Below are 23,823 nucleotides of genomic sequence, written 5' to 3'. Positions count from 1 at the left end.
CAGCGTCGCGCCGCCCTGGCCGGCCAGATCGCCGCTCAGGAACGCGTTGTCGACTTCGAGGCTCAGCGATTCCTTGCGGTACTCGCCACCGACGTTCAGCGCGATGCCCTCGCTCGCGAACGGCGACTGCACGCCGTATTCGGCGCCCTTGAAGGTGAAGTTCGCGTTGAGGACGGTTTCCTTGTTCTCGCCCGACTGGAAGCCCGGGGTCTGGACATAGTTCAGCGCTTCAGGCGTGATCGCGGCCGCGCCGAAGATGTTGAGCGGGACGCAGTTCGGGTCGGTGCCGTCGACGACCGAGCGGCAGACCGCCTGGCCGAGCGTCGCCGAGCCGGGACGCGTGTCAGTGATCGCGTCGAGCGCGCGCGTGGTGCGCGAGATCGAGAATTCATTGCGATACACCTGGCTGAACACGGTGCTGCCGAACTGGCCATAGGCCTCGTACGAAATGCCCTTGTCGATATCGCCGGTCGCGCCCGCGACGAAGCGATACTGGGTGTGGCGAAGATCCGCCTGACGCCCGCCGCCCTCGACGTTGCGACGGCCGATGCGGACTTTCGCCTGCTGATACTGCGAGCCGTCCGGGTTGGTCAGGTTGACCACCGCGCCATTGGCGTCGGTCACCAGGTTGGACGCACGGCAGAAGGTCGAGACCTGCGCCGCCGACAGCAGCGGGTTGTTGCAGTTCAGGACCGTCGTGTTGTTGAAATCACCTGACGGCGCGATCTGCGCGACCGAGCGATCGTCCATGAACATGAAGTCGGCATAGGGCTTGAACGCGTCGCTGACTTCATACTTGGCGAGGAAGCCCGCGGTGTAGCGCGTGTCCGGACGCTGGTAATAGTTCAGCGGGTTGGCGTTGTAGAGCGTCCGCCCCGCGACGAGCTGGCCTGCTGCGTTCAGCGTATAGCCGGTCGGCGGCCCGCCCTCGGTCGCATCGCCGAGCGTGAAGTTCGCCGGGAATGCGGTGGCCGATCCGCCGCAGACATAATCGTTGCCGACATTGCCCGACGGCGCGTTCAGCCCGCACGAGCTATAGTCGCGCGACCCCTGCAGGATCGCGCCGATCTTGCGATAGCCGCCATAGCCGACGACATGGCCGCGGCCGTCGCTGGTTGCCGCGCCGACCTTGAAGTTGATGTCGAACTGCGTGCCGTCGAACGCCTGGCCGCTCGGCGCGGGATAGCCGCTTGCCGCCGACAGCGCCTGGAACCGCTCGCTGCGGTTGTTGTGGTTGTTGATGCCGCCCGACACGTCGACGCTGAAGCCTTCGTAATCGGTGTCGAGCACGAAGTTGACGACGCCCGCGATCGCGTCCGACCCATAGACCGAACCGGCGCCGCCGGTCAGCACGTCGACGCGCTTGATCAGCGAGGCGGGGATCATGTTGACGTCGGCGGCCGCACTCGCGGTGCTGCTCGACGAGGGGTTGCCCGGCATCAGGCGGCGGCCGTTGATCAGCACCAGCGTGCGCGATTCACCCAGGTTGCGCAGGTTGATCGTCGCCGTACCGGTCGACCCGTTCGACACCGACGAGGTCTGCGTCGCGAACGACGCCGGCAGGCTGTTGAGCACGTCCTCGATCCGCGTCGCGCCGCGCAGCTTGATGTCCGCCGCGTTGACCACGGTGATCGGGCTGGCAGAGGTCAGGTTGGGGTTCGAGATACGCGATCCGGTGACGACGATGTCGGTACCCGCGGCGGTCCCGGCTGCAGCGGGATCCTCGCTCGGCGTGTTCGAGACTGCCGGGGTCGTCGCTGCCGCGCCGTCGTCGCTGGTGGTGCTCTGCGGTGCGGGAGCCGGCTCGGCTGCCGGTGCAGGAGCCGGTGCGGTCTGGGCCGCTGCCGGCAGCGCGACGACGGCGCCCGCGATCATCGTGGACGCGAGCAGGCAATCCCGAAACATATGATTCCGCATGTATTCATTCCCCTTTCGCGCCGTCGATCCGTGATGACTGACGCGATGTGTTGCGGCGCGCTCCGGCGCACTGACTGGGGGCCGGTTACGCAAACGGCAGCGCTTTTGTCCAAAATAAAATTGTAAAATAGTAACGGATCATCGCATTGACGTACCATTGTTACAAAAAGGCAACATCGCGAATCCGGCGCCCTGCGGCGGGTTTTTCAAAGGAATCAAAGGGGATGATCCGGGGATGGCGGGCCCTGCGCGCCCCCGCCCCGGATCGGCCCCGGATTGCCGAAGCCGATACGAGGATGACACGGACATGCACATATCGACACGACGGGCGGCCGCCGGCCTGCTGACCACCGCCCTGCTGATCGCGGGCCTGCCGTCCGCTGCGACCGCGGGGTCGCCCCGCGGCGAACGCGCGCCGGTGCTGGTCGCGCTCACCCAGTGCCGCACGCTGCCGGAGACCGCCGCGCGGCTCGCCTGTTTCGACCGCTCGGTCGCCGCGCTCGAACAGGCTGAAGCGAACCGGACGATCGTCATCATCGATCAGCAGCAGGTGCGCGAGACGCGGCGCGCGGTGTTCGGCATCGCGCTTCCCGAGACCGGCCTGCTCGGCAAGGCCGAGGACCTGCCGCAGATCGAGGCGGTTCTCGCGGGTGCGTCGGTCGACGACTCCGGCCATTGGCGCTTCCAGCTCGGCGACGGCGCGCGCTGGATCCAGACCGACGACAATGTGATCGCCCGGCGCCCACGCGCGAAGGACGCGGTCGTCATCAAGCGCGCCGCACTCGGCAGTTTCCGGATGAGCGTCGGCGGTCAGCCCGCGGTCAAGGTCCGCCGCCTCAACTGACCGCCGCGCGCCCGCTCTCGCGTCCGGCGCTTACTTCATCGCCCCCGCCACCAGCAACGGATCAAGCTTCGCATCCCCCCAGCGCAAACTCCAGTGGAGATGCGGACCCGTCGCACGCCCGCTATTGCCCACCGCGCCGACCGGCTGGCCCTGCGTCACCCGGTCGCCCGGCTTCACGTCGATCCGCGACAGATGCAGGAACGCGCTGTTCAGCCCCATGCCGTGGTCGATCATCAGCAGATTGCCCTCGAGCGTGAAGGGGTGATCCGCCGCCACGATCACCACGCCGTCCGCGGGCGCGACCACGGTCGTCCCCGTCGGCCGCGCGATGTCGATCCCCGAATGATAGGACCCCGCCTCGCCATTGGCATAGACGCGCTGCGACCCGAACAGCGTCGAGATCCGCCCCGTCACCGGCCAGACGAACGCCTGCCGCCAGCCGTCCGACACCGCCCCGATCCGCCGCGCCGCGACGATCTGCGCCAGTTCGCCGGGGCGCACGCGCGCGAATTCGGGCGCGGGGACCGGATATTTGGGCAGGCTCGACAGCCGCGAAATGTCCCATCCGCGCGCTGCGATTCCCAGCGGCTGCTGCACGACGCGCCCGTCCGCCAGCGTCGCGACGAGCATCGCCTGCGTCCCCGCATCACGGTCGAACCCCGCGACGAACCGGCGATCGGGCGCGACCGTCACCGCCCGCCCGTCGAGCGTCAGCGCGCGCGTCCCCGCAGGCGCGGTGCCCAGGATCAGCCCGCCCTGGCTCAGCGTCCCGGTCCAGACGAATCCCGTCGCCGCGGGAACGGTCGCAACAGGAGCCGGCACGGTTTGCGCGGTGCCACCCGAAGCGAGCAGCGCCAACGGCAACAGCAGTCCGCGGATCACCGCGGTTTCATCGCCTCGGCGGCGCCCGCCGCGGTCGCATAGGCCTCCTGCCGCTCGACGCTCCAGTAGCGCAGATCCTCGAGCAGGATGCGGTGGCCGGTGACCGCGCACACGACATGATCCCCCGGGCTCAGCACGCGAAACCCGTTCGCCATGTAATGCAGCTTGGCGGCGCGGTCGGAATTGGACATCAGCATCGGATTTCTCTCGTCGTCACAGGGGGAAGGATCAGAACAGGGTCGGCTGGCGCGGCGCGGCACCGGAGGCAGCGGACGGGGCGGCAGACGGCGTCGGCCGGCTCGCCGGCTTCGGCCTGGCGGCGACCTCGCGCTCACCCCCATCGACGGTGGCATCGACCATCCCGTCGCGGAAATGCAGCGTCAGCGCCCCCGCTGCACGCGCCGCCGCCGCCGACGCGAGCGTCGTACCGCCACCTTGCACGGTCACCCGCGCATAGCCACGGTCGAGGATCGCATCGGGGTTGAGCGACTGGACCAGTCGCCACGTCGCATCGAGCCGCGCCCGCGCGCCCTCCAGCTTGCGCTCGAGCGTCGCCGGCCGCAGCGCCGCGCCCGACCGGTCGAGGCTCCCGCGCGCCAGCGTCAGCCGCCGCTCGAGCCCGCGATCGAGCCGCTGCCCGGCATCGTCCGCACGCTGGCGCTGCGGCCCGAGCAGCTGGTCGCGCTTGGGCAGATGCCGCGCCAGCGCATCGAGCCGCTCGCGCCCGCGCTCGACATAGCGTCGCGCACACCGCTCGGTCCGGTTGCGGTGGCTGTCGATCGTGAGGCGCAGGTCGGCGAGCACCGGCACCGCGATCTCCGCCGCCGCGGTCGGCGTCGGCGCGCGCAGGTCGGCGGCATAATCGCACAAGGTCGTGTCGGTCTCATGCCCGACCGCGGAGATGATCGGGATCGAACAGGCGGCGACCGCGCGCACCACGACCTCCTCGTTGAACGACCAGAGATCCTCGACCGACCCGCCGCCGCGCGCGACGATCACCAGGTCGGGGCGCGGCACCGGTCCGCCGGGCGCGATCGCATCGAAGCCGCGCACCGCCGCGGCGATCTCGGCGGCCGATCCCTCGCCCTGCACCTTGACCGGCCAGACGATGACGTGCGTCGGACAGCGATCCTCGAGCCGGTGGAGAATGTCGCGGATCACCGCGCCCGTCCCCGACGTCACCACGCCGATCACCTGCGGCATGAACGGCAGCGGCTTCTTGGCGGCCGCGTCGAACAGCCCCTCGCCGCCGAGCTTCGCCTTCAGTTTCTCGAGCAGCGCCATCAGCGCGCCCGCGCCCGCCAGCTCCATCCGGTCGATCACGATCTGGTATTTCGACCGCCCGGGATAGGTCGTCAGCTTGCCCGTCGCGATCACCTCGACGCCGTCCTGCGGCACGAAGGCGAGCCGCGCCGCGCTCCCCTTCCAGATCACGCCGTCGATCACCGCCTGATCGTCCTTCAGCGCCATGTAGCAATGCCCCGACGCCACGCGCTTCCATCCCGAAATCTCGCCGCGCAGGCGGACATGGCCGAATTCGCCCTCGACCATCCGCTTCAGCTTGAACGCGAGTTCGCCGACCGACATGGCGAGTGCGTTGTCGCCGGCGACCGGCTCGGCTACCAGCCGCCCCATATCGCTCGCCAGCATGTCGCTGGACACGACGTCATCGGAAAAGGGATCGGGCATGAACGTCCTGCTGTTGGGCTCGGGGGGCCGCGAACATGCGCTCGCGTGGAAGCTGGTGCAATCGGCCAGCTTTTCTCCAGGCCTCGATACGCTCTATGCCGCGCCGGGCAACCCCGGCATTGCCAGCCTTGCGACGCTCGTGCGTCTCGATGCGACGGATCACGCGTCCGTCGTCGCCTTCGTCCGCGAAAAGGCCATCGGCCTCGTCGTGATCGGCCCCGAGGCGCCGCTCGTCGACGGCCTCGCCGATAGCCTGCGCGCCGCCGCCATCCCCGTCTTCGGTCCGTCGAAAGCCGCCGCCCAGCTCGAAGGGTCGAAGGGCTTCACCAAGGATCTGTGCGCGCGCGCCGGCATCCCGACCGCGGGCTATGTCCGCGTCGCGAGCCGTGCAGATGCCGACGTCGCGCTCACCCGCACCTTCTCGCTGCCCGTGGTGATCAAGGCCGACGGGCTCGCCGCGGGCAAGGGCGTCGTCATCGCCTTCACCCGCGTCGAGGCCGATGCCGCGCTCGACGCGCTGTTCGCGGACGGCGAGGCGGAGGCGGTGATCGAGGAATTCCTCGAAGGCGAGGAGGCGAGCCTGTTCGTCCTCACCGACGGCACCACGCTGATGCCGTTCGGCTCGGCGCAGGATCACAAGCGCGTCGGCGAGGGCGATACCGGCCCCAATACCGGCGGCATGGGCGCCTACAGCCCCGCCCCCGTCCTCACCGCCGCGCTCGAACAGCGCGCGCTCGACGAGATCGTCGCCCCCACCGTCGCGGCGATGGCGGCGGACGGGATCCCGTTCAGCGGCGTCCTCTATGCCGGCCTCATGCTCACCGCGCAGGGCCCCAAGCTGATCGAATATAACGCCCGCTTCGGCGATCCCGAGACCCAGGTGCTGATGATGCGGTTCGAGGGCGACCTGATCGCGACGATGCTCGCAGTTGCAGAAGGCCGGCTCGCCGACCTCCCGCCCGCGCGCTTCAGCGACGCCACTGCGCTCACCGTGGTGATGGCGGCCGAGGGTTATCCCGGCACGCCCAAGGCCGGCGGCGCGATCATCGGCCTCGATTCGGCGCGCGCGGCAGGCGGCATCGTCTTCCACGCCGGCACCCGGCTCGAGGATGGCGGCCTCGTCGCCGCGGGCGGCCGCGTCCTCGCGGTCACCGCCACCGGCGACGACCTCGCCTCCGCCCAGGCCAACGCCTACCGCGCGGTCGAGGCGATCGATTTCGCAGAAGGCTTCTACCGCCGCGACATAGGCTGGCGCGAACTCACGAGGTAACCCGAAACAAAAAGCCCCTCCCCTTCAGGGGAGGGGTTGGGGGTGGGGCGCATCCCCAAACGCAACGCCACTGATACCACCGCCAACGCGCATTAAGTCTCGCCCCCCCCGACCCACCCCGCTACTATAGGCAAATGAACGAAACTTCCGCGACGTCCGCCTCGGGCGACAGCCTGCTCCCCGACGGCATCACCACGCTGACGACGATCCATTTCGCGATCATCGCGGTGCTCGCGCTCTTCGTGATCGCCGGGCTGCTCTGGGGCATCAAGGCCAAGCGCAGCCGCAAAAAGGCGTCGCGCGACGTCATCGCCAACGCGCGCGAAGCCGGCGTCGAACCCGCACCCGAGCCGACCCCCGAGCTGCCCGCCGCGCCGACGCCCGCCGCCGCCCCAGCTCCCGAAACGCGCCCGGCCCCGAAACCGACCCCCGCACCCAGCCAGTCGCAGGTCCAGACCGCCCCGACCCCGATTCCGGTCGCGCCTGCACCGCAGCCAGTCGCCCCCGCGCCCGCGCCCGCTCCCGCGCCAACCCCCGCGCCGCTGTCCGACGAACCGATCGCCGCCGCCAGCTTCGACGCCAACCCCGCCGCCGAAGCCGCCACCCCGACCGAGGCGCCAGCCCCCACTCCGACACCCACCCCGGCACCCGCCCCGGCCCCGGCTCCAGCCCCAGCGGTCGACCACGCAGCCGCCCCCGTCACCCAGCTCAAGGGCCTCGGTCCCAAGGTCGCCACCCGCCTCGCGGAACTGGGCGTCACCACCGTCGGCGACATGGCCGCACTCTCCGAAACCGAAGCGCAGAACATCGACGCGCAGCTCGGCGCCTTCACCGGCCGCATGGGCCGCGACCGCTGGATCGAACAATCCCGCCTCCTCGCCGCCGGCGACAAGCCCGGCTTCGAAGCGGTCTTCGGCAAACTCTGACACGCAGGCCGCGCATCAGCGGCCTGCTTCATCCCGACAGGCTATTTCCGACCGAGCGTCTCGATCGCCGCATTGCACCATGCGGGATCCTTCGGATGCTGGCTGCCCTTGCCGATCCGGCTGATGAGATACGGCTCGTCGGCGGGGTTGGCCTTGGCCACGGCAAGGAACGTGTCCATGTCGGCGGCGGCGATAAAGCGCGAACAGCGACCCGCGATTTCCATCGTGTCGCCCAGCCCACGAAGCGGGGCGGACACCGTCCGGTCATCCGCCGGCCGCACGATCACCGGTGGCGCCATCTGCCCCGAGGCAGCTTGCAGCAATATGACAAAGGCTATGATGGTCATGGCCGACACTAGCACGAACATCCGCCACCGCCCGCGTTGACGCGGACGCTGCCTCACGCACCGTTAACGAATTTCATCCACGACAAGGAAAACCAATAAGGCGGCGGACAGGCTATGCAGCAACCACGATACGGGATGGCAAAGGGGCTGCTGATCCTTGCGTATCTAAGTCTGGGTCCAATCGTCTGCGCTACTGTCGCCTTCGACAAGCCTGTCATTATCCTGGCGGTCGGTTCGGCCGTTGGCGTGTTCCTTGGTCCCGTCCTGCACCGTCTGGCAAACAGCGAGCATGCGGAAACCGTCGCACACGAAAAGGTCGACGCCGAAGCAAGGATCGCCATGCTCGTGTGCGCAATCCTGTTCGTCGCCCTGTGCGTCTACGTCATCTATAGCTCGTGGTATGACTACCAATCACTTCGCGACGTCCCGATCTACGGGGTCGGAATGATCTATGCGCCGTCTCTTGTAGTCGGAATCGCGGTTTTTGCCTGCGTGCGGTACGTGTCGCGACGGCTTAAAATCTCGGGCAACCGCTAAGCGTCGAAACAATGAGCGCCCGGGTAAATCAACCGGGTCGGTGATCCGGCGCGTTCAAGCCCCGCCCCCGCCAGCCTCAAACCTCGCTGACGAGCAGCTTGTCGATCCGTCGCCCGTCCAGATCGACGATCTCGAACTTCCACCCCTGTTCGACGAAGCTCTCGCCCTCGCCCGGCAGATGGCGGAACACCGCGAGCGCGAGCCCGGCGACGGTCGCGTAGTCGCGGTCCTCGGGCAGGTCGATGCCCAGCCGGTCGGCCAGCGCATCCGCCGCCATCGTGCCCGCGACCAGCAGCGAGCCGTCGTCGCGCACCACCACCGACGGCGAATCGTCCGGGTCGGCATCCGACTTGAACTCGCCCGCGATCGCGGCGAGCAGGTCGGCGGGGGTCACGATCCCCTCGAAATGCCCGTATTCGTCATGGATCAGCGCCATCGGCACCTCGGCCTGGCGCAGCGCGATCAGTGCGTCCATCGCGTCGATCTGGTCGATCACCACCGGCGCCTTGCGCATCAGCACGTTGAGGTCGAGCGGTTCCCCGCGGAACAGCGCGGCGGCGATGTCGCGCGCCTGCACCACGCCGCGCACCCGGTCGATCGACCCGTCGCCGACCGGCAGCCTGGTGTGCTGCGACGCGAGCAGCGTGTCGCGGATCTCGTCGGCATCCCAGTTGCAGTCGAGCCAGTCGATATCGGTCCGCGGCGTCATCACCTCGCGCACCGGCCGGTCGGCGAGCCGCACCACGCCCGAGATGATCGAGCGCTCATGCTCCTCGATCACGCCCGACTTGGACGCCTCGGCGACGATCAGGTGCAGTTCCTCGGCGGTAACATGCTCCTCCGATTCGCGGTTGAGCCTGAGCGCCTTGAAGATCAGCGCGCTCGTCGAATCGAGCACCCACACGATCGGCGCGGTGATGATCGCGAGCCAGCGCATCGGCCGCGCCATGAACGCGGCGATCGTCTCGGGCGATCGCAGCGCAAATTGCTTGGGCACCAGCTCGCCGATGATCAGCGAGGCATAGGTGGTCAGGCCGATGACGATCGCAAAGCCGACCGTCTCCGCCGTGCTCGCGCTCAGCCCCAGCGCCTGCAGCCGCGCCGCGGTCGGCGTGCCCAGACTCGCGCCCGAATAGGCGCCCGCCAGGATCCCGATCAGCGTGATGCCGATCTGCACGGTCGACAGGAACTTGCCGGGGTCGGCGGCGAGCAGCAACGCGGCGCTCGCGCCCTTGCGCCCGGTCCGCGCCAGCGCGTCGAGCCGCGCACGCCGCGACGACACGATCGCGAGCTCGCTCATCGCGAACACGCCGTTCAACGCGACGAGCGCGAGGATGATCGCGACGTCGATCCAGGGGAAGGGGGGAAGCGGTGCCATTGGCTCGATCGTCTCTTGGCGCACATTCGCGCGCTTCACAACCGGTCTCGACACTTATCGTCATCGGGCGTTCAGTGCGCAGGTGGAACAATCGCCGAATATGCCGGGTTATCTGCGGCATGATCAAAAGGGACAGAGACATGAAGGCCAAGGGTATATTCATCGGCGCAGCGCTCGCCGCACTCGTCACGACGTCGGCCTGCACGACCGATCCGGAGACGGGCCAGCGCACGATCTCGAAGACCGCGCTCGGCGGCATCGGCGGCGCGCTCGGCGGCTATCTGCTCGGCGACATCGTCGGCGGGCGTAACGATCGGACCGAGAAGCTGCTCGGCGCAGGGATCGGCGGCCTCGCGGGCGCGGGCGTCGGCGCGTACATGGACAAGCAGGAGCGCGACCTGCGCGCGCGCACCGCAGGGACCGACGTCCAGGTGATCCGCCAGGGCGACGACCTCGTGCTCAACATCCCGTCGGGCATCACCTTCGCCTATGACAGCGCGACCGTGCAGCCGCAGTTCCAGCGCACGCTCGATCAGGTCGCGGACACGCTGCGCCAGTATAACCAGACCTATATCGACGTGTACGGCCACACCGATTCGACCGGCAGCGACTCCTACAACCAGACCCTGTCGCAGCGCCGGGCGACCTCGGTCGCGGATTACCTGTCGAGCCACGGCGTCCAGTCCGCCCGCATCGGCACCCGCGGCTACGGCGAAAGCCAGCCGATCGCCTCGAACGACACCGACGCCGGCCGCGCCGCCAACCGCCGCGTCGAGGTGAAGATCGTCCCCATCACCCAGAACGACCTCCGCTAACCACCCCCCTCTGTCATCCCGGCGAAAGCCGGGACCCAGGGTGCGGGCGGACTTGCAGTAGAAGAAGGGGGGTTCGCGCGGAGACGCGGAGGCGCGGAGTAGGTGTGGACGCCGCGAAGCGACCGCCCGATCACGTCCGGCAGCGCTAAAGGTCAGGGTCTCCCGACCGAAGGGCCGGATGCACCATCTCCGCGCCTCCGCGCCTCCGCGCGAACCCATTCTTCTTCTACGGACGCCGCTCCCGGAAAAACCCCGTCAACAACGCCCCAGCCTCCCGCTCCCCGATCCCCGCATACACCTCAGGCCGATGATGGCACGTCGGCTGCCCAAAGAACCGCGCGCCATGCTCGACCGCGCCGCCCTTCGCATCCGCCGCCCCGTAATAGAGCCGCGCGATCCGGGCATGCGCGATCGCCCCCGCGCACATCGCGCACGGCTCGAGCGTCACCCACAGATCGCAGTCTTCCAGCCGGTCCCGCCCCAGCGCCCTGGCCGCCGCGCGAATCGCGAGCATCTCGGCATGCGCGGTCGGATCGCACAGCGCGCGCGGCGCATTGGCCGCGGTCGCGATCACCTGCCCGGCACGCACCACGACCGCGCCGACCGGCACCTCGCCCGCCGCCGCGGCATCGCGCGCGGCGTCGAGCGCGCGCCGCATCGGGTCGGGGATCGGAAACATGCCCCGCCCTGCCCTGCCTTCCCCATCAGGTAAAGCCGCAGGACAAGGCGGGCGCGGATCAGTTGGCGGGCACCTGGCCATTGTCCGCCGCGGTCCCCGGCTTGTCGACCGAGATCGTCGGCACCGCGACCGTCTTGGTCTCGGTCCCCAGCCGCACCTTGGCGACGTCCGCCTCGAATTTCGGCGTCTGGATCGCGCCGGCACGCGTCTGGTCGATGTTGATGATCCCGAAATACATCAGAGCGACGACGGCGAGCAGCGCGATCGCGACCAGAGACAAGAGCGTACGCATGGGATTCCCCTTATATAAGGCCACGACCCATGACGGGCGTCGACCGGTTCGATGGCGTAACAACGTCGATCAACCCCGCGCGGTTGCACGCCCCGCTCTGCCGCCCCGTTCGCCGCATCCACGTGGGCGCCGATCGGCAAAAACGGGTGAATCGGTTGACGCGGCCGCGCTTGCCGGGTATCCGCGCGCCTTTCCGGGGTTCCTCCCGACACTTGATAGGTAGACAGATGTCGCGCATTTGCGAACTGACCGGCAAAGGCCGGATGGTCGGGAACAACGTGTCCCACGCCAACAACAAGACCAAGCGTACGTTCCTGCCCAACCTGCAGAACGTCACGCTGATCTCCGACTCGCTCGAGCAGAGCGTTCGTCTCCGCGTCTCGACGCACGGCCTGCGTTCGGTCGAGCATAATGGCGGCCTCGACAACTGGCTCGTCAAGACCTCGGACGACAAGCTCTCGCTCAAGGCCCGCCGCCTGAAGCGCGACGTCGTCAAGAAGATCGCCGCCGCCGCCTAATCGGCGCGACTGCGACACGGCCCCGGCCCGCGCTCCCACCGGAGCGCGGGCCGTCGGCGTTTGTGCGCCCGTCGCACGTAAACGCGCCGCCGAACCCGTTCCACCTCCCTTTCCGTTCGTGTCGAGCGCAGTCGAGACACCGTCCGCCCGGTGCACCGTCCCCTCCCGTTCGTGTCGAGCGAAGTCGAGACACCGCTAGCCCCGCACCACCCCCGCTACCCCTCCAGCCGAAACTTCAGCAACAGCGTCCGCTCCAACGCAGTCTCGTTGTCGTCCGACACGATCCACACCACCGTGTCGTCCCCCTCGCGCACCACCGCGATCCCCTCGAAATTGTCATGCACCAGCGGCGCCGCCAGCCGCGCGATCTCGCGCCCCCGCACCACCGCCCCTGCCCGAATCGCCCCCGACTCGATCACCGTCACGGTGTTGGAAAACGCGAACGGCGCCGCAAAGGCGCGATTGAGCACGATCAGCCGCCCGTCGGGCAGCTCCGCGACATCGACCGGACTGAACCCGACCGGCGGCACATAGGTAAAGCCCACCCCGCGCGCCGTCAGCGGATCGCCCGCGAACAGCAGCCCCCGCCGCCCGGTCCCGCGCCCGACCCCGCCCGCGCTCGTCCGCACCCGCGGCCGCGCCGTCTCCGACAGCACGACGAATCGCCCGTCGCGCAACCGCACCATGCTCTCGGGCCCGCCATTGTCGGGCCATTCGCGCATCGCCCGCGGCCGGACCAGCCCCTCGAATCGCGCCAGCAGCGTGCCGTCCGCCCCCGCGGCATAGCGCCCGACCGCGTTCCAATATTCGAACCCGACCCAGGCGGTCCCCGTCGCGGCATCGATCGTCAGCGATTCGCTGTCCCGGTCGCGCTTCGACCAGCCCTGCCCGGGACCACCCGGCAGCGCGGCAAAGCCGATCCCCGCGGGCCGCCAGTCGTCACCGATATGAAAGCGGACGATATTCCCGCCATCGCTGAGCAACGTCACCTGTGTCCGCGAAGCCCTGCGACGGACCGCGATCGAGGAATATCCCCCGAACGCCGAATCGCGACTGCGCAGCACCACCCCGCCGAGATAGGTCAGCCTGCCGAGCCGCCGCCGCGACGGATCCGCCGGATCGATCCGCACCCGCGTCGCGGTCATGTCCGCCGCCGCGCCCAGCAGCGGGAGGCGCGACGTGCCGCTCCATCCGGGCACCAGCAGGTGCACGCTCGCCAGCACGAACAACAGGGTCGGAAAACGCCGCACGCCCGCCCCATAGCCGCTGCCGCGCCCGGGGGCACCCGCTTCCAGTCAGGCGCACGCGATAGGGCGCGGGACCGGAGTCGCGCCTGAACCGTTGATAACGAACGCATTCAGGCTCGGCTCAATCCGACTCGACCATAAGGCTGTCATCAGGATCGAAGGGCCCGTCACCGGCGCACTCCCCCAGGTCCCAAATGGGAGACGTTTGATGTTCAAGACCTTCACCCTCGCCGTCAGCGCGCTCGCAATGGGCACCGCAACCCTGGTCCCCGTCGCCGCCGAGGCGCAGCGCTACGGTTACGAGCGCGGCTATGACCGCGGTTACGACGGGCGCGGCTATGACCGTGGCCGGGGCTATGACCGCGAATATCGCGGCAACGACCGCCGCTACAATTATCGCAACGACCGCAACAACCGTCGCGGTTGCGACAACACCGGCGGCACGATCGTCGGCGCCCTCGCCGGCGGCCTGCTCGGCCACACGGTCGCGGGTCGCGGCAACGGCACGATCGGCGCGCTGCTCGGCGCCGCCGGTGGCGGCCTCGCCGGCAACGCGATCGATAAGTCGGACAATCCTCGGTATTGCCGCCGCTAAGCGCGAAAGCGCGGGGGCTCGCCAAACCAAGCACCCGCGCCACCCAGGTTCCCAAGTTCCCTCGCGTAGCGTATCGAGGGCAGAGGCCGGCTTCCCAAGGAAGCCGGCCTCTTGTTCGTCAGGCCGCAAGACCCTCCGCAAACACGATCCCGCGCCCCCTCCGTCATCCCGACGAAAGTCGGGACCCAGGATACCACCCGCAACGCTCGTGGCTCTGGGTCCTGACGTTCGTCAGGATGACGAGAGTGAACGACATCCACCACCAAACCCCGTCATCCTGACGAAAGTCAGGATCCAGGATACTACCCACCGTCCCCGGCCGCGCATCCCCGCTTCCGCCGCAACGCCGACCGCCCTACGCTGCGACATCCAGACCCCGGAGAGCCCCGTGATCCGCACCCTCGCGCTCGCCATGCTGACGACTCTTCCGCTACTCGCCGGCTGTGCGGCCGGGCGGCACGCGGAAAAGCCCGTCCTCACCGCACGCGCGGTCGCGCAGATCGCCACCCGCTGCGGCGCGGTCCGCGGCAAATTCCGTCCCAGCCGGACCGAGCTCCCCAGCGCAGATTTCACCCTGCACGCCGACGATCAGGGCGACGCGCAGTCCTCCCCGACGGTCCGCTGCATCGGCACCGCGCTCGACGCGTACCGCCACGATTATTTCGGTTTCGCCCCCGAGGCCGAAGCGACCCCGTCATCCTGACGAAAGTCAGGATCCAGAGCCCAGACCACCGTCCCCAGCGACTCGCCCAAACCCCACGCCGCCGGCAAAGCCGTCGGCCGGACCGGGTTGCACCCGTCCGCCGGCCGTGCCGGTTTTGCCCCTGCTGCCGCGCAGCCGGGGCAAAACCGTCAATACATATGCTGTCCGCCATTGATGCTCAGCGTCGAGCCGGTCACGAACCCGCCCTCTTCCGAGCACAGGAACACCACCCCGCGCGCAATCTCGCTCGCCTGGCCCAGCCGCCCGACCGGGATCTTCGCGACGATCTTCTCGAGCACGTCCGCCGGCACCGCCGCCACCATGTCCGTATCGATATAGCCCGGCGCGATCGCGTTGACCGTCACCCCGGCCCGCGCGCCCTCCTGCGCCAGCGCCTTGGTGAAGCCGTGGATGCCCGATTTCGCCGCGGCGTAATTGACCTGGCCATATTGCCCGGCCTGCCCGTTGATCGAGCCGATATTGACGATCCGCCCCCATTTGCGCGTCCGCATGCCCGGGAACACCGCCTTGGCCATGTTGAAGCAGCCGCCCAGATTGGTGTCGATCACCGCCTTCCAGTCGTCATAGCTCAGCTTCAGGATCGTGCCGTCGCGCGTGATGCCCGCATTGTTCACGACGATGTCGACATCGCCCAGATCGGCCGCGACCTTCGCACAGCCCGCCTGGCACGCGTCGTAATCCGCAACATCCCATTGATAGACCGCGATTCCGGTCCGCGCGGCGAACGCCTCGGCGCGTTCGGCATTGCCCGCATAGGTCGCCGCCACGGTCAGCCCGGTCTTCTGCAGCGCAAGGCTGATCGCTTCGCCTATGCCACGCGTTCCCCCGGTTACGATCGCGACGCGTGCCATGCCTTCTCTCCCGCCATACGTGTTTTACCGGAGGCTAACCGCGGCGCGTCCAACCTTCAAGCTCGCGTGCGAGCAGCCCCTCGAGCATCGCGACCCCCGCAGGGCCATCGTTCAGGCACGGCAGATAGGCAAACTCCTTGCCGCCCGCCTCCTCGAAGCTCTCGCGCCCGCGAATCGACAATTCCTCGAGCGTTTCCAGACAGTCCGCCGAAAAGCCCGGGGCGAAGATCGCGACCTTGGTCTTCCCCGCCTTGGCCAGTTCCACGAGGGTCTCGTCGGTCGCGGGCCCGAGCCATTTCTGCGGCCCGAAGCGCGACTGGAACGCGACCGTCAGCTCGCGCCCCATCGCCGTGCTCAGCAGCCGCGCGGTCTTCTGGCAGTGGCAATGATAGGGATCGCCCATCTCCAGCGTCCGCTTGGGCATGCCGTGAAAGCTCGCGACGATCGCATCGGGGACGAAGTCGAGCGCGGCGAGCGACGTCTCGAGATCGGTCTTCAGCGCGTCGATATACAAGGGATCGTCATAATAAGGCGGCAGCGTACGCAGCGCGGGCTGCCAGCGCAGCCCCGCCAGATGCGCAAACGCCTTGTCGTTCGCGGTCGCGGTCGTCGCCGCGCAATATTGCGGATAGAGCGGCGCGAGCAGGATCCGCTCGCAGCCCGCCGCCTGCATCGCGCTCAGCCGCTCGGCGATCGCCGGCCGGCCATAGCGCATCGCCCAGTCGACCATCACCTCGGGGCCGAACGAATCCTTCACCGCCGCCGCCTGCAACCGCGTGATCGCGGCGAGCGGCGAACCGTCCTCGCGCCACACCTGGCTGTACGCATGCGCCGATTTCTTCGGCCGCGTGTTCAGGATGATGCCGCGCAGGATCGGCTGCCACGCGATCGCCGGGATCTCGACGACGCGGCGATCCGACAGGAATTCGCCGAGATAGCGTTTGACCGATCGCACGTCGGGGCCGTCGGGCGTCCCCAGGTTCATCAGCAGGACGCCAATCCGGGGCTTCGGAATCGCGGGATGGTCGGGGGGCAGGGTCATGTCGAGGGTCTTAAAGGCAAATCGCGCAGACGAAAGCCCGTTGCGGAGAAGATTGCGTTGGCGATCGCCGGCGCGACCGCGGGCACGCCCAGCTCGCCGACCCCGCCCGGCGCCTCGTCGCTGCGGATCAGCTCGACCGTGATGTCGGGCGTGTCCGCCAGCCGCGGCAGATGCAGGTCGCCGAACCCGCGCGCATCGGCCAGGTTGCGCGTGAAGCCGGTCGCCGCACCCAGCGCGGTCGCCAGCCCGAAGATCAGCCCGCCCTCGATCTGCTGGCGGACCAGGTCGGGGTTGATCTGCACCCCGCAATCGACCGCCGCGACCAGCCGCTCGACCACCGGCCGCCGGTCCGCGCCCAGATGCGCCTCCGCCAGAACCGCGATGAAACTGCCGCGAAAGGCGTGGGCCGCGATCCCCTGGCCGCTGCCGGGAACGCCGCCGTTCCACCCACCCAGCGACGCCGCGGTCGACAGGCACCGCGCGAGTCTCGCGCCGCCGCCCAGCATGCCGATCCGGTAGGACATCGGCTCGGTCGCGGCGATCCGCGCGAGCTCGTCGACGAACGTCTCGGTGAAGAACGCGGTATAGCCATGCGCGCCGCCGCGCAGCGCGCCCGTCGGCACGCCGATCTCGGCGGCATGATGCACGACCGCCACCGCCGGGATCGCATAAGCGGGCAGCGCACCGCCGACCGCATGCGGATCGCCGCGGGTCAGCGCGGTCGCCGCCCGGCTCGCAATCCCCGGCAGCACCCTTGCCGCGATCTCCGCGCCGGTCGCGGGCGCCGCGATCGCCGTGCGCCACGCAAGGATCCGCCCGCGCGCATCGAGTCGCGCCGCCAGCCGCGCCGCCGCCGCGGGACGATAGCGGTCGTGCATCAGATCCTCGGCCCGCGACCAGACCAGGCTGACCGGGCGCTTCAGCCGCACCGCCAGCACCGCCGCCTGCGCCGCCGCGTCATGCTCCAGCGCGGCACCGAACGACCCGCCGACCGGCATCGGATGGATCACCACCTGCGCCTCGGCGATCCCCGCCGCGCGCGCCGCCGCCGCGCGCGCGGGCCCCGGCGCCTGAGTCTGCAGCCAAAGTTCGAGGATCCCGTCGCGGTACGCCGCGGTCGCGCTGCGCGTCTCGATCGCCGCATGCACCGCGGGCGCGACGCGGTAGGCGGCGGTCACCACCCCCGCCCCGTCGAGCAGCGTGCCGATCTCCCCGGTCTGCGCCATCGTCGCGCCCGACGTCTCGAACGCGGCGTCGAGCGCGGCGGCGATCGTCCCGCTGTCGACCAGCGACGATCGCGTGGCAAAGCGCGGCGCCATCGCGGACAGCGCCTGCTGCGCCGCCCAGCCGGTCGTCGCCACCGCCGCGACCCAGCGCGGCGTCTCGACGATCTGCAGCACGCCGCGCACCCGGTCCGCGGCGGCGCGGTCGACCCCGATCAGCCGGCTGTCGCCGACCGGTCCCTGCCGGATCGCCGCATGGACCATGTCGGGCAGGCGGACGTCGCCGGTGAAATTGGCGGATCCGTCGACCTTGGCCGGCGTGTCGATCCGCGGCACCGACCGCCCCGCGAGCGCCCCCGCGCCCGGCCCGCCGATATTGGGGTCGTCCGGCAGCGTCTCGCGCGCGGCGTCCTCGGCCAGCGCGGCGAAGCGGATCCGCCGCGTGCCCTGGACGACGAACCCCGCCTCGGTCCGGCAGTCCGCCCAGTCCGCATCCCAGCGCCGCGCCGCCGCCTTGCACAACAGCACCCGCGCCGCCGCACCCGCGCTCCGGCACGCCGCCTCGAACATCCGCACCGAACTCGATCCCGCGGTCAGCATCGGCGCGGGGCCGGCGACCGCTGCGGGAACCACGCCCGGCATCCCCTCGAACAGCGCGTTCAGCCCGACCGGATTGGCATAAAGCGGGTTGAGCGGCGCAGGCTCGACCCCCACCGTCCGCCAGTCCGCGCCCAGCTCGTCCGCGACGATCTGCGCCAGCGCGGTATAGACGCCCTGCCCCTGTTCGGCCTGCGGCACCGTGACCGTGACATGCCCGTTGCTGCCGATCTTCAGCCACGCCCCGAACGCGCTCTCCCCCGGATCCGCCACCAGCGTCGGCGCATAGTCGCGCGGCCACAGCCCCCAGGCGACGACCAGCCCGATCCCCACGCCGCCCCCCGCCAAAATCCCCCGCCTGCTGATCATCCCGCGCCCCTACCCCGTCTCCCCCCCGCGGTGAAGGCGCCGCAAACCGCCGGATGAGGGGCAGCGCGCCCCACCCCCTACCGTCATCCCCCCTTCCGTCATCCCGACGAAAGTCGGGACCCAGGGTAACAAAACGCGCCGCTGCTGGGCTCTGGATCCTGACTTTCGTCAGGATGACGAGAAGAAGTGAAGCACGCGCACGCCACCCACACCCCGTCATCCTGACGAAAGTCAGGATCCAGAGCCCCGAACGCCACCCCGGCCGACTCCCCGCCGGCCTAAGGCACCCCCCTCAAACCATCCCCCGATACCGCTCCCGGATCGTCACCTTGTCGGTCTTCTCCGTCCCCAGCCGCGGCAGCGGCGCATCCGCGATCCAGACCCGCTGCGGCACCTTGAACGCCGCGATATGCTGGTGGAGATACGCACACAGATCGTCGGGCGTCAGCGTCTCGCCCTCCTGCAGCACCACCACCGCGCCCGGCACCTCGCCGAACCGCTCGTCCGCCAGCCCGAACACCGCCGCCTCCGCCACCGCGGGGTTCTGGTACAGCGCCGCCTCGACCTCCTGGCACGAGATATTCTCGCCGCCGCGGATGATGATGTCCTTCTTGCGGTCGACGATGAACAGATAGCCGTCCTCGTCGAGAAACCCGATATCGCCCGTCCGGAAATAGCCGTCCGCGGTGAACGCCGCCGCGGTCGCCTCGGGCCGGTTCCAATATTCCTTGAAGTTGCACACGCTGCGGATGCCCACCTCGCCGCGCACCCCCGCGGGCTGCGCGCGCCCGTCATCGTCGAGGATCGCGAGGTCGACCAGCGGCGCGCTCGCCCGCCCCGCCGAATTGGGCTTGGCGATATAATTGCTCCGCCAGTTGCCCGTCCCCACCGCGTTCGTCTCGGTCAGCCCGTAGCCGATCAGCGGCGCGCTGCCGCCCATCTCCTCGCCCAGCCGCCGGACATGCTCGACCGGCCGCGGCGCGCCGCCCGCGGCGAAATCGGTCACCGTCGACAGGTCGTAATCGCCGCGATCGGGGTGGTTGAGGATCTCGAAGCTCATCAGCGGCACGCCGACGAAATAGGTCACGCCCTCCGCCTCGATCAGCCGCATCGCCTCGCGCGCATCCCATTTGGGCATCAACACCAGCTTTCGCCCCATCGCGAAGCTCTGCAGGAACACCGGCACCTCGCCCGTGATGTGGAACAGCGGGATCGTCAGCAGCGTGACCGGCTGGCCGACCGGCGGATTGCCCTGCGCGGTGGCGATGCCGAGCATCATCATCGCCTGCCCCAGATAGTTGAAGATCGCCTGGATGATCGCGCGGTGATCGCACAGCGCGCCCTTCGACTGGCCGGTCGACCCGCTCGTGAACAGGATCGTCGCATGGTCGTCGGGGCCCAGCGGCGGCAGCGCGACGCCGACCGGATCCTCCTTCAGCAGCACGTCGAGTGCGATTCGCAGCGGCTGGGTGTCGTCGATCCCGATCACCGGCGTCGCCAGCCCGGCGATCTGCGCCAGACGCTTCACGCGCGGCGGATCGGCGAACACCATGTTGCAGTCGACGTCGCGGATCGCCGCCTCGAGCTCGTCCGACTGCCACCAGCCGTTCAGCAAAGTCGCGACCCCGCCGGCCATGATGATGCCCATGTACAGCACGATCCACGACGGCGAATTGCGCATCGCGATGCCGATCCGGTCGCCCCGCTGGATGCCGTGCGCGGATACCAGCGCGCAGGCGACGCGCTCGGCGGCGTCCTCGACCTCGGCGAACGTCAGCCGCTCGTCGCCTGCGACCAGGAACACCTGGTCGCGGTGCTCGCCGGCATAATGCGCGAAATAGGCGTTGAGCGCGGGCGGCGCGACCGCGATCGTCGGCAGCGTCACGCCGAACCGCTCGATCGATCCAAGCCCGAGCATCCCCCCGGGCGCGGTCAGTGCCGCCATCGTCGAATCCATCGCCGCGTCTAGCTCGGTCCGCATATCGCTCTCCCATTGCTCCGATGACCCCGGTCTTATCGCCTTGGTCTTATCGTCACCGCTCATTATGCAGGCGCGAACGCGTGGGGAAAAGCCATTGATCCTGTCGACCTTAGCCGCCGTAGCCGGTGGCCTGCCTAGCCCCGCTACGGGCCAACATATCCGGTTCGAGGACCTGGGGCTCCACCCCGACGTCTTCTCGATCGGCTTCTTCACGCTGCGCTGGTACAGCCTGGCCTATATCGGCGGGATCCTGCTCGGCTGGTGGTATCTGCTGAAGCTGCTCGCCCAGCCCGGCGCACCGATGGCGCGGCGTCATGCCGACGACCTCGTCTTCTACGCGACGCTCGGCATCATCCTCGGCGGGCGGCTCGGCTATGTGCTGTTCTACGCGCCGGAGATGATCCTGCGGCCGTTGCGCATCCTGCGGCTCTGGGACGGCGGCATGTCGTTCCACGGCGGCGTCATCGGCGTGTCGCTCGGGCTGATCCTGTTCGCGCGCAAGCACAAGCTCAACTGGCTGCGCGTCCACGACTATATCGCCTGCTGCGTGCCGTTCGGGCTGTTCTTCGGGCGGCTCGCCAATTTCGTCAACGGCGAGCTCTGGGGCAAGCCGACCGACGTCGCCTGGGGCATCGTCTTCGCGCGCACCGTCCCCTTCGGCATGATCGAACCCGCCCGCCACCCGAGCCAGCTCTACGAGGCGGGGCTCGAGGGGCTCGCGCTGTTCGCGCTGCTCTGGTTCGCCTTCTGGAAGACCAAGGCGCGCTATGACCCGGGCAAGCTCGTCGGGCTGTTCGTCCTCGGCTACGGCCTCGCGCGCTTCACCGTCGAATTCTTCCGCGAACCCGATTCGCAGCTGCGCGCCTTTGCCGAGAAGACCGGGCTCCACATGGGCCAGTGGCTCTGCGTGCCGATGATCCTCGGCGGCCTCTTCCTGATCCTCACCGCCGCCCGCCGCCGCATCCGCGTCGAATCCATCGCCGGCGCGCAGAGCGTCGCGTAACGGACACCACCCTCACCCCCACCCCGGCGAAGGCCGGGGCCCAGTTGGAACGTCCCTCGTGACGGGCGGTGCGCGTCGTTACATCGACCGCCCAACCGGGCCCCGGCCTCCGCCGGGGAGGCAGAGAGCTTTACGATGACTGACACCACCCCCGACACCGCCCTCCCCGAACGCCTCGCCCGCGCGATCACCCTCGCCGGCCCCGTCCCCGTCGCGCAGTACATGGCCGCCGCCAACGCGCAGTATTACGCGACCCGCGACCCGCTCGGCACCGCAGGCGACTTCACCACCGCGCCCGAGATCAGCCAGATGTTCGGCGAGCTCCTCGGCCTGTGGTGCGCCGACCTGTGGGACCGCGCCGGCCGCCCGGACATCGCCTGGGTCGAGCTCGGCCCCGGCCGCGGCACGCTCGCCGCCGATGCCTTGCGCGCGATGGCCAAGGCCGGCCTGACGCCCCCCGTGCATTTCGTCGAGACCAGCCCCGCGCTCCGCACCGCGCAGGCCGAGCGCGTCCCCGCCGCGACCTGGCACGACGCCATCGACACGCTGCCGACCGAGCTTCCGCTGATCGTCGTCGCGAACGAATTCTTCGACGCGCTGCCGATCCGCCAGTTGCTCAAACGCGAGGACGCCTGGTACGAACGCCTCGTCGCCGCGCAGGACCTGCTGTTCCTCCCGATCGCGGGCAAGCCGCTTCCCGACGCCGTCATCCCCGAGCCGTTCCGCGACGCGCCCGCCGGATCGATCCTCGAAACCGCCCCCGCCGCGGTCGGCATCGTCCGCGCGCTCGCCAAACGCCTCGTCGCACAGGGCGGCGCGCTGCTCGCGATCGATTACGGCTATGAAGGCCCCGCGCTCGGCGACACGCTCCAGGCGGTCCGCGCGCACGCCTTTGCCAACCCGTTCGAATCGCCGGGCGAGCACGACCTGACCGCGCATGTCGATTTCACCACGCTCGCCGCCGCCGCGCAGGCTGATGGCGCGGTCGCCTGGGGCCCCGTCGCACAGCGCGATCTGCTCGGCGGGCTCGGCATCGACACGCGCACCTCCGCGCTCGCCAAGGCCTCGCCCGACCGCGCCGAGGCGCTCGCCGCCGACCGCCGCCGGCTGATGGACGACATGGGGTCGTTGTTCAAAGCGCTCGCGATCACGTCGCCCGGCTGGCCCAACCCGGCCGCCTTCGCGTGATCACCTACCGCGACGCAGTCCCCGCCGACGGCCCCGCGCTCGCCGCGATGGCGCGCGCGTCGTTCACCGAGACGTTCGGCACGCTCTACCGCCCGCAGGATCTCGCCGTCTTCCTCGACCAGGCGTTCGGGCCGCAGGGCCTGCCGTCGCAGATCGGCGACCCCGCCTTCCGCATCCATGTCGCGCTCGACGAGGGTGCGGTCGTCGGTTTCGCCAAGACCGGCCCGGTCGCCTTCCCCGGCGACTGGCCCGCCACCGCGGTCGAGCTCTACCAGCTCTACGTCCGCGCCGACCAGCACGGCGCCGGCGTCGGCCCCGCGCTGATGGACTGGGCGCTCGCCACCGCGCGCGCCGAGGCGCGGACCGAGATGATCCTCAGCGTCTATGTCGACAACCACCGCGCCCACCGCTTCTACCAGCGCTACGGCTTCACCGAGATCGGCCGCTACGTCTTCATGGTCGGCGAGAAGGCGGACGACGACCGCATCATGCGCCTGGCGCTATGACGCGGCGCGCCGCCCCCAAACCTCACCCAACCCCCACCCCGGCGAAGGCCGGGGCCCAGTTGGGAAGGCCCAGGTAATGAAACGCCGCCCCCCGTCACAGCCGTCCCCCAACTGGACCCCGGCCTCCGCCGGGGTGGTGCAGCACGCCAGTGCCCCGCCCCAGATTCCCAACCCAGCCCCCACCCCGGCGAAGGCCGGGGCCCAAGTGGAACGTCCCCGGTAATGAAGCACCGCCCCTCGTTACAACCGTCCCCCAACTGGGCCCCGGCCTTCGCCGGGGTGGTGCTGGACGACAGACAGGACATCCGAGCATGAATCCCGCCCCCACCCCCATCCGCGCAAAATCGCTCGCCCCCATCCCCCACGGCTTCCTCACCCGCACCGGCGGAGTCTCGACCGGCGC

Annotated in this window: 24 protein-coding genes; 11 read left to right on the top strand and 13 right to left on the bottom strand. The window is 69.5% G+C overall.

Annotation, left to right across the window (positions count from 1 at the left end; genetic code table 11):
* Window positions 1–1,917 (bottom strand): TonB-dependent receptor plug domain-containing protein (locus sphst_RS10210; protein WP_159043570.1); only part of this gene is annotated, 1,917 nt, incomplete at its 3' end.
* A gap of 307 nt (window positions 1,918–2,224) precedes the next feature.
* On the opposite strand from sphst_RS10210, the gene sphst_RS10205 reads away from it, so the two are divergent.
* The gene (locus tag sphst_RS10205) at window positions 2,225–2,761 is read left to right on the top strand and encodes a hypothetical protein (protein ID WP_107045483.1); all 537 of its coding nucleotides are present in this window, start codon (window positions 2,225–2,227) and stop codon (window positions 2,759–2,761) included.
* A gap of 30 nt (window positions 2,762–2,791) precedes the next feature.
* Here sphst_RS10205 and sphst_RS10200 read toward each other — a convergent pair whose 3' ends face one another.
* From sphst_RS10200 to xseA, 3 genes are read right to left on the bottom strand one after another with little or no spacing between them, the layout of a single operon-like run.
* A complete protein-coding gene (locus sphst_RS10200) occupies window positions 2,792–3,643 on the bottom strand; it encodes a M23 family metallopeptidase (protein ID WP_442800393.1) in 852 nt (283 codons plus the stop codon).
* Window positions 3,640–3,840 carry a DUF2093 domain-containing protein gene (locus sphst_RS10195; protein WP_031441717.1) on the bottom strand — a complete coding sequence of 67 codons (201 nt, stop codon included), beginning with the start codon at window positions 3,838–3,840 and terminating at the stop codon, window positions 3,640–3,642. The genes sphst_RS10200 and sphst_RS10195 overlap by 4 nt, the downstream gene beginning before the upstream one ends.
* 31 nt (window positions 3,841–3,871) lie before the next feature.
* Window positions 3,872–5,332: an exodeoxyribonuclease VII large subunit gene (gene xseA, locus sphst_RS10190; protein WP_442800392.1), complete on the bottom strand. Its 1,461-nt coding sequence runs from the start codon at window positions 5,330–5,332 to the stop codon at window positions 3,872–3,874.
* Here xseA and purD point away from each other — a divergent pair.
* Window positions 5,331–6,602 (top strand): phosphoribosylamine--glycine ligase, encoded by a 1,272-nt coding sequence (purD, locus tag sphst_RS10185; RefSeq protein WP_107045482.1) that lies wholly within the window; start codon window positions 5,331–5,333, stop codon window positions 6,600–6,602. The genes xseA and purD overlap by 2 nt on opposite strands.
* Window positions 6,603–6,736: 134 nt before the next feature.
* On the top strand, window positions 6,737–7,528 hold the full coding sequence (locus sphst_RS10180) for a hypothetical protein (protein ID WP_107045481.1): 792 nt from the start codon (window positions 6,737–6,739) through the stop codon (window positions 7,526–7,528).
* A 41-nt stretch (window positions 7,529–7,569) separates the two neighbouring features.
* Here sphst_RS10180 and sphst_RS10175 read toward each other — a convergent pair whose 3' ends face one another.
* Window positions 7,570–7,875 carry a hypothetical protein gene (locus sphst_RS10175; RefSeq protein ID WP_128082304.1) on the bottom strand — a complete coding sequence of 102 codons (306 nt, stop codon included), beginning with the start codon at window positions 7,873–7,875 and terminating at the stop codon, window positions 7,570–7,572.
* Window positions 7,876–8,010: 135 nt separating this feature from the next.
* Here sphst_RS10175 and sphst_RS10170 point away from each other — a divergent pair, with 135 nt between their 5' ends.
* Window positions 8,011–8,412, top strand: coding sequence for a hypothetical protein (locus tag sphst_RS10170; protein WP_031394352.1), 402 nt, complete (start codon window positions 8,011–8,013; stop codon window positions 8,410–8,412).
* A 76-nt stretch (window positions 8,413–8,488) separates the two neighbouring features.
* On the opposite strand, the gene sphst_RS10165 is transcribed toward sphst_RS10170, so the two are convergent.
* The gene (locus sphst_RS10165) at window positions 8,489–9,790 is read right to left on the bottom strand and encodes a hemolysin family protein (RefSeq protein WP_107045480.1); all 1,302 of its coding nucleotides are present in this window, start codon (window positions 9,788–9,790) and stop codon (window positions 8,489–8,491) included.
* Window positions 9,791–9,930: 140 nt separating this feature from the next.
* Here sphst_RS10165 and sphst_RS10160 point away from each other — a divergent pair, with 140 nt between their 5' ends.
* Window positions 9,931–10,605, top strand: a complete 675-nt coding sequence (locus sphst_RS10160; RefSeq protein WP_031394229.1) for an OmpA family protein — start codon at window positions 9,931–9,933, stop codon at window positions 10,603–10,605.
* A gap of 226 nt (window positions 10,606–10,831) precedes the next feature.
* On the opposite strand, the gene sphst_RS10155 is transcribed toward sphst_RS10160, so the two are convergent.
* Both sphst_RS10155 and sphst_RS10150 read right to left on the bottom strand, forming a co-directional pair.
* Window positions 10,832–11,263 carry a nucleoside deaminase gene (locus sphst_RS10155; RefSeq protein ID WP_107045485.1) on the bottom strand — a complete coding sequence of 144 codons (432 nt, stop codon included), beginning with the start codon at window positions 11,261–11,263 and terminating at the stop codon, window positions 10,832–10,834.
* Window positions 11,264–11,342: 79 nt separating this feature from the next.
* Entirely contained in the window at window positions 11,343–11,576 is a 234-nt protein-coding gene (locus tag sphst_RS10150) for a hypothetical protein (protein ID WP_031395039.1), read from the bottom strand.
* Between the two features lie 227 nt (window positions 11,577–11,803).
* On the opposite strand from sphst_RS10150, the gene rpmB reads away from it, so the two are divergent.
* Window positions 11,804–12,094, top strand: a complete 291-nt coding sequence (gene rpmB, locus sphst_RS10145) for a 50S ribosomal protein L28 (RefSeq protein ID WP_031395040.1) — start codon at window positions 11,804–11,806, stop codon at window positions 12,092–12,094.
* A 215-nt stretch (window positions 12,095–12,309) separates the two neighbouring features.
* On the opposite strand, the gene sphst_RS10140 is transcribed toward rpmB, so the two are convergent.
* On the bottom strand, window positions 12,310–13,344 hold the full coding sequence (locus sphst_RS10140) for an esterase-like activity of phytase family protein (RefSeq protein ID WP_234387561.1): 1,035 nt from the start codon (window positions 13,342–13,344) through the stop codon (window positions 12,310–12,312).
* A gap of 205 nt (window positions 13,345–13,549) precedes the next feature.
* On the opposite strand from sphst_RS10140, the gene sphst_RS10135 reads away from it, so the two are divergent.
* Together sphst_RS10135 and sphst_RS10130 are read left to right on the top strand one after the other, a co-directional pair.
* Complete coding sequence (locus sphst_RS10135; RefSeq protein WP_056406961.1) at window positions 13,550–13,936, top strand: glycine zipper 2TM domain-containing protein; 387 nt, start codon at window positions 13,550–13,552, stop codon at window positions 13,934–13,936.
* Between the two features lie 388 nt (window positions 13,937–14,324).
* On the top strand, window positions 14,325–14,639 hold the full coding sequence (locus sphst_RS10130; RefSeq protein ID WP_031396020.1) for a hypothetical protein: 315 nt from the start codon (window positions 14,325–14,327) through the stop codon (window positions 14,637–14,639).
* Window positions 14,640–14,788: 149 nt separating this feature from the next.
* Here the strand turns inward: sphst_RS10130 and phbB are convergent, their stop codons facing one another.
* The 4 genes from phbB to sphst_RS10110 form a co-directional block, all read right to left on the bottom strand.
* Window positions 14,789–15,511, bottom strand: a complete 723-nt coding sequence (gene phbB, locus sphst_RS10125) for an acetoacetyl-CoA reductase (RefSeq protein ID WP_031439092.1) — start codon at window positions 15,509–15,511, stop codon at window positions 14,789–14,791.
* Between the two features lie 34 nt (window positions 15,512–15,545).
* Window positions 15,546–16,553: a ferrochelatase gene (gene hemH, locus sphst_RS10120; protein ID WP_031396018.1), complete on the bottom strand. Its 1,008-nt coding sequence runs from the start codon at window positions 16,551–16,553 to the stop codon at window positions 15,546–15,548.
* Window positions 16,550–18,742: a molybdopterin cofactor-binding domain-containing protein gene (locus sphst_RS10115; RefSeq protein ID WP_107045479.1), complete on the bottom strand. Its 2,193-nt coding sequence runs from the start codon at window positions 18,740–18,742 to the stop codon at window positions 16,550–16,552. The genes hemH and sphst_RS10115 overlap by 4 nt, the downstream gene beginning before the upstream one ends.
* A 292-nt stretch (window positions 18,743–19,034) precedes the next feature.
* Entirely contained in the window at window positions 19,035–20,723 is a 1,689-nt protein-coding gene (locus sphst_RS10110) for a class I adenylate-forming enzyme family protein (protein ID WP_031395151.1), read from the bottom strand.
* Between the two features lie 94 nt (window positions 20,724–20,817).
* Between sphst_RS10110 and lgt the strand changes: the two genes are divergently transcribed.
* The 3 genes from lgt to sphst_RS10095 all read left to right on the top strand — a co-directional run bounded on the left by lgt (window position 20,818) and on the right by sphst_RS10095 (window position 23,420).
* On the top strand, window positions 20,818–21,726 hold the full coding sequence (lgt, locus tag sphst_RS10105) for a prolipoprotein diacylglyceryl transferase (protein WP_056407438.1): 909 nt from the start codon (window positions 20,818–20,820) through the stop codon (window positions 21,724–21,726).
* A gap of 135 nt (window positions 21,727–21,861) precedes the next feature.
* On the top strand, window positions 21,862–22,914 hold the full coding sequence (locus tag sphst_RS10100) for a class I SAM-dependent methyltransferase (protein ID WP_107045477.1): 1,053 nt from the start codon (window positions 21,862–21,864) through the stop codon (window positions 22,912–22,914).
* Entirely contained in the window at window positions 22,911–23,420 is a 510-nt protein-coding gene (locus tag sphst_RS10095) for a GNAT family N-acetyltransferase (RefSeq protein ID WP_107045476.1), read from the top strand. Before sphst_RS10100 ends, sphst_RS10095 begins: the two co-directional genes overlap by 4 nt.
* The last annotated feature ends 403 nt before the right edge of the window (window positions 23,421–23,823 follow it).

This window comes from Sphingomonas sp. STIS6.2 (assembly GCF_000732685.2).
GTDB classification, from domain to species: Bacteria; Pseudomonadota; Alphaproteobacteria; order Sphingomonadales; family Sphingomonadaceae; genus Sphingomonas; species Sphingomonas aerolata.
This window is presented reverse-complemented; position numbering and strand designations above follow the sequence as displayed.

Bases quoted from the DNA above. Each gene is read 5' to 3' on its own strand.
- sphst_RS10205 (WP_107045483.1), top strand. From the start codon at position 2,225: ATGCACATATCGACACGACGGGCGGCCGCCGGCCTGCTGACCACCGCC.
- sphst_RS10195 (WP_031441717.1), bottom strand. From the start codon at position 3,840: ATGCTGATGTCCAATTCCGACCGCGCCGCCAAGCTGCATTACATGGCG.
- purD (WP_107045482.1), top strand. From the start codon at position 5,331: ATGAACGTCCTGCTGTTGGGCTCGGGGGGCCGCGAACATGCGCTCGCG.
- xseA (WP_442800392.1), bottom strand. From the start codon at position 5,332: ATGCCCGATCCCTTTTCCGATGACGTCGTGTCCAGCGACATGCTGGCG.
- sphst_RS10180 (WP_107045481.1), top strand. From the start codon at position 6,737: ATGAACGAAACTTCCGCGACGTCCGCCTCGGGCGACAGCCTGCTCCCC.
- sphst_RS10175 (WP_128082304.1), bottom strand. From the start codon at position 7,875: ATGACCATCATAGCCTTTGTCATATTGCTGCAAGCTGCCTCGGGGCAG.
- sphst_RS10170 (WP_031394352.1), top strand. From the start codon at position 8,011: ATGGCAAAGGGGCTGCTGATCCTTGCGTATCTAAGTCTGGGTCCAATC.
- sphst_RS10165 (WP_107045480.1), bottom strand. From the start codon at position 9,790: ATGGCACCGCTTCCCCCCTTCCCCTGGATCGACGTCGCGATCATCCTC.
- sphst_RS10160 (WP_031394229.1), top strand. From the start codon at position 9,931: ATGAAGGCCAAGGGTATATTCATCGGCGCAGCGCTCGCCGCACTCGTC.
- sphst_RS10155 (WP_107045485.1), bottom strand. From the start codon at position 11,263: ATGCGGCGCGCGCTCGACGCCGCGCGCGATGCCGCGGCGGCGGGCGAG.
- sphst_RS10150 (WP_031395039.1), bottom strand. From the start codon at position 11,576: ATGCGTACGCTCTTGTCTCTGGTCGCGATCGCGCTGCTCGCCGTCGTC.
- rpmB (WP_031395040.1), top strand. From the start codon at position 11,804: ATGTCGCGCATTTGCGAACTGACCGGCAAAGGCCGGATGGTCGGGAAC.
- sphst_RS10135 (WP_056406961.1), top strand. From the start codon at position 13,550: ATGTTCAAGACCTTCACCCTCGCCGTCAGCGCGCTCGCAATGGGCACC.
- phbB (WP_031439092.1), bottom strand. From the start codon at position 15,511: ATGGCACGCGTCGCGATCGTAACCGGGGGAACGCGTGGCATAGGCGAA.
- hemH (WP_031396018.1), bottom strand. From the start codon at position 16,553: ATGACCCTGCCCCCCGACCATCCCGCGATTCCGAAGCCCCGGATTGGC.
- sphst_RS10115 (WP_107045479.1), bottom strand. From the start codon at position 18,742: ATGATCAGCAGGCGGGGGATTTTGGCGGGGGGCGGCGTGGGGATCGGG.
- sphst_RS10110 (WP_031395151.1), bottom strand. From the start codon at position 20,723: ATGCGGACCGAGCTAGACGCGGCGATGGATTCGACGATGGCGGCACTG.
- sphst_RS10100 (WP_107045477.1), top strand. From the start codon at position 21,862: ATGACTGACACCACCCCCGACACCGCCCTCCCCGAACGCCTCGCCCGC.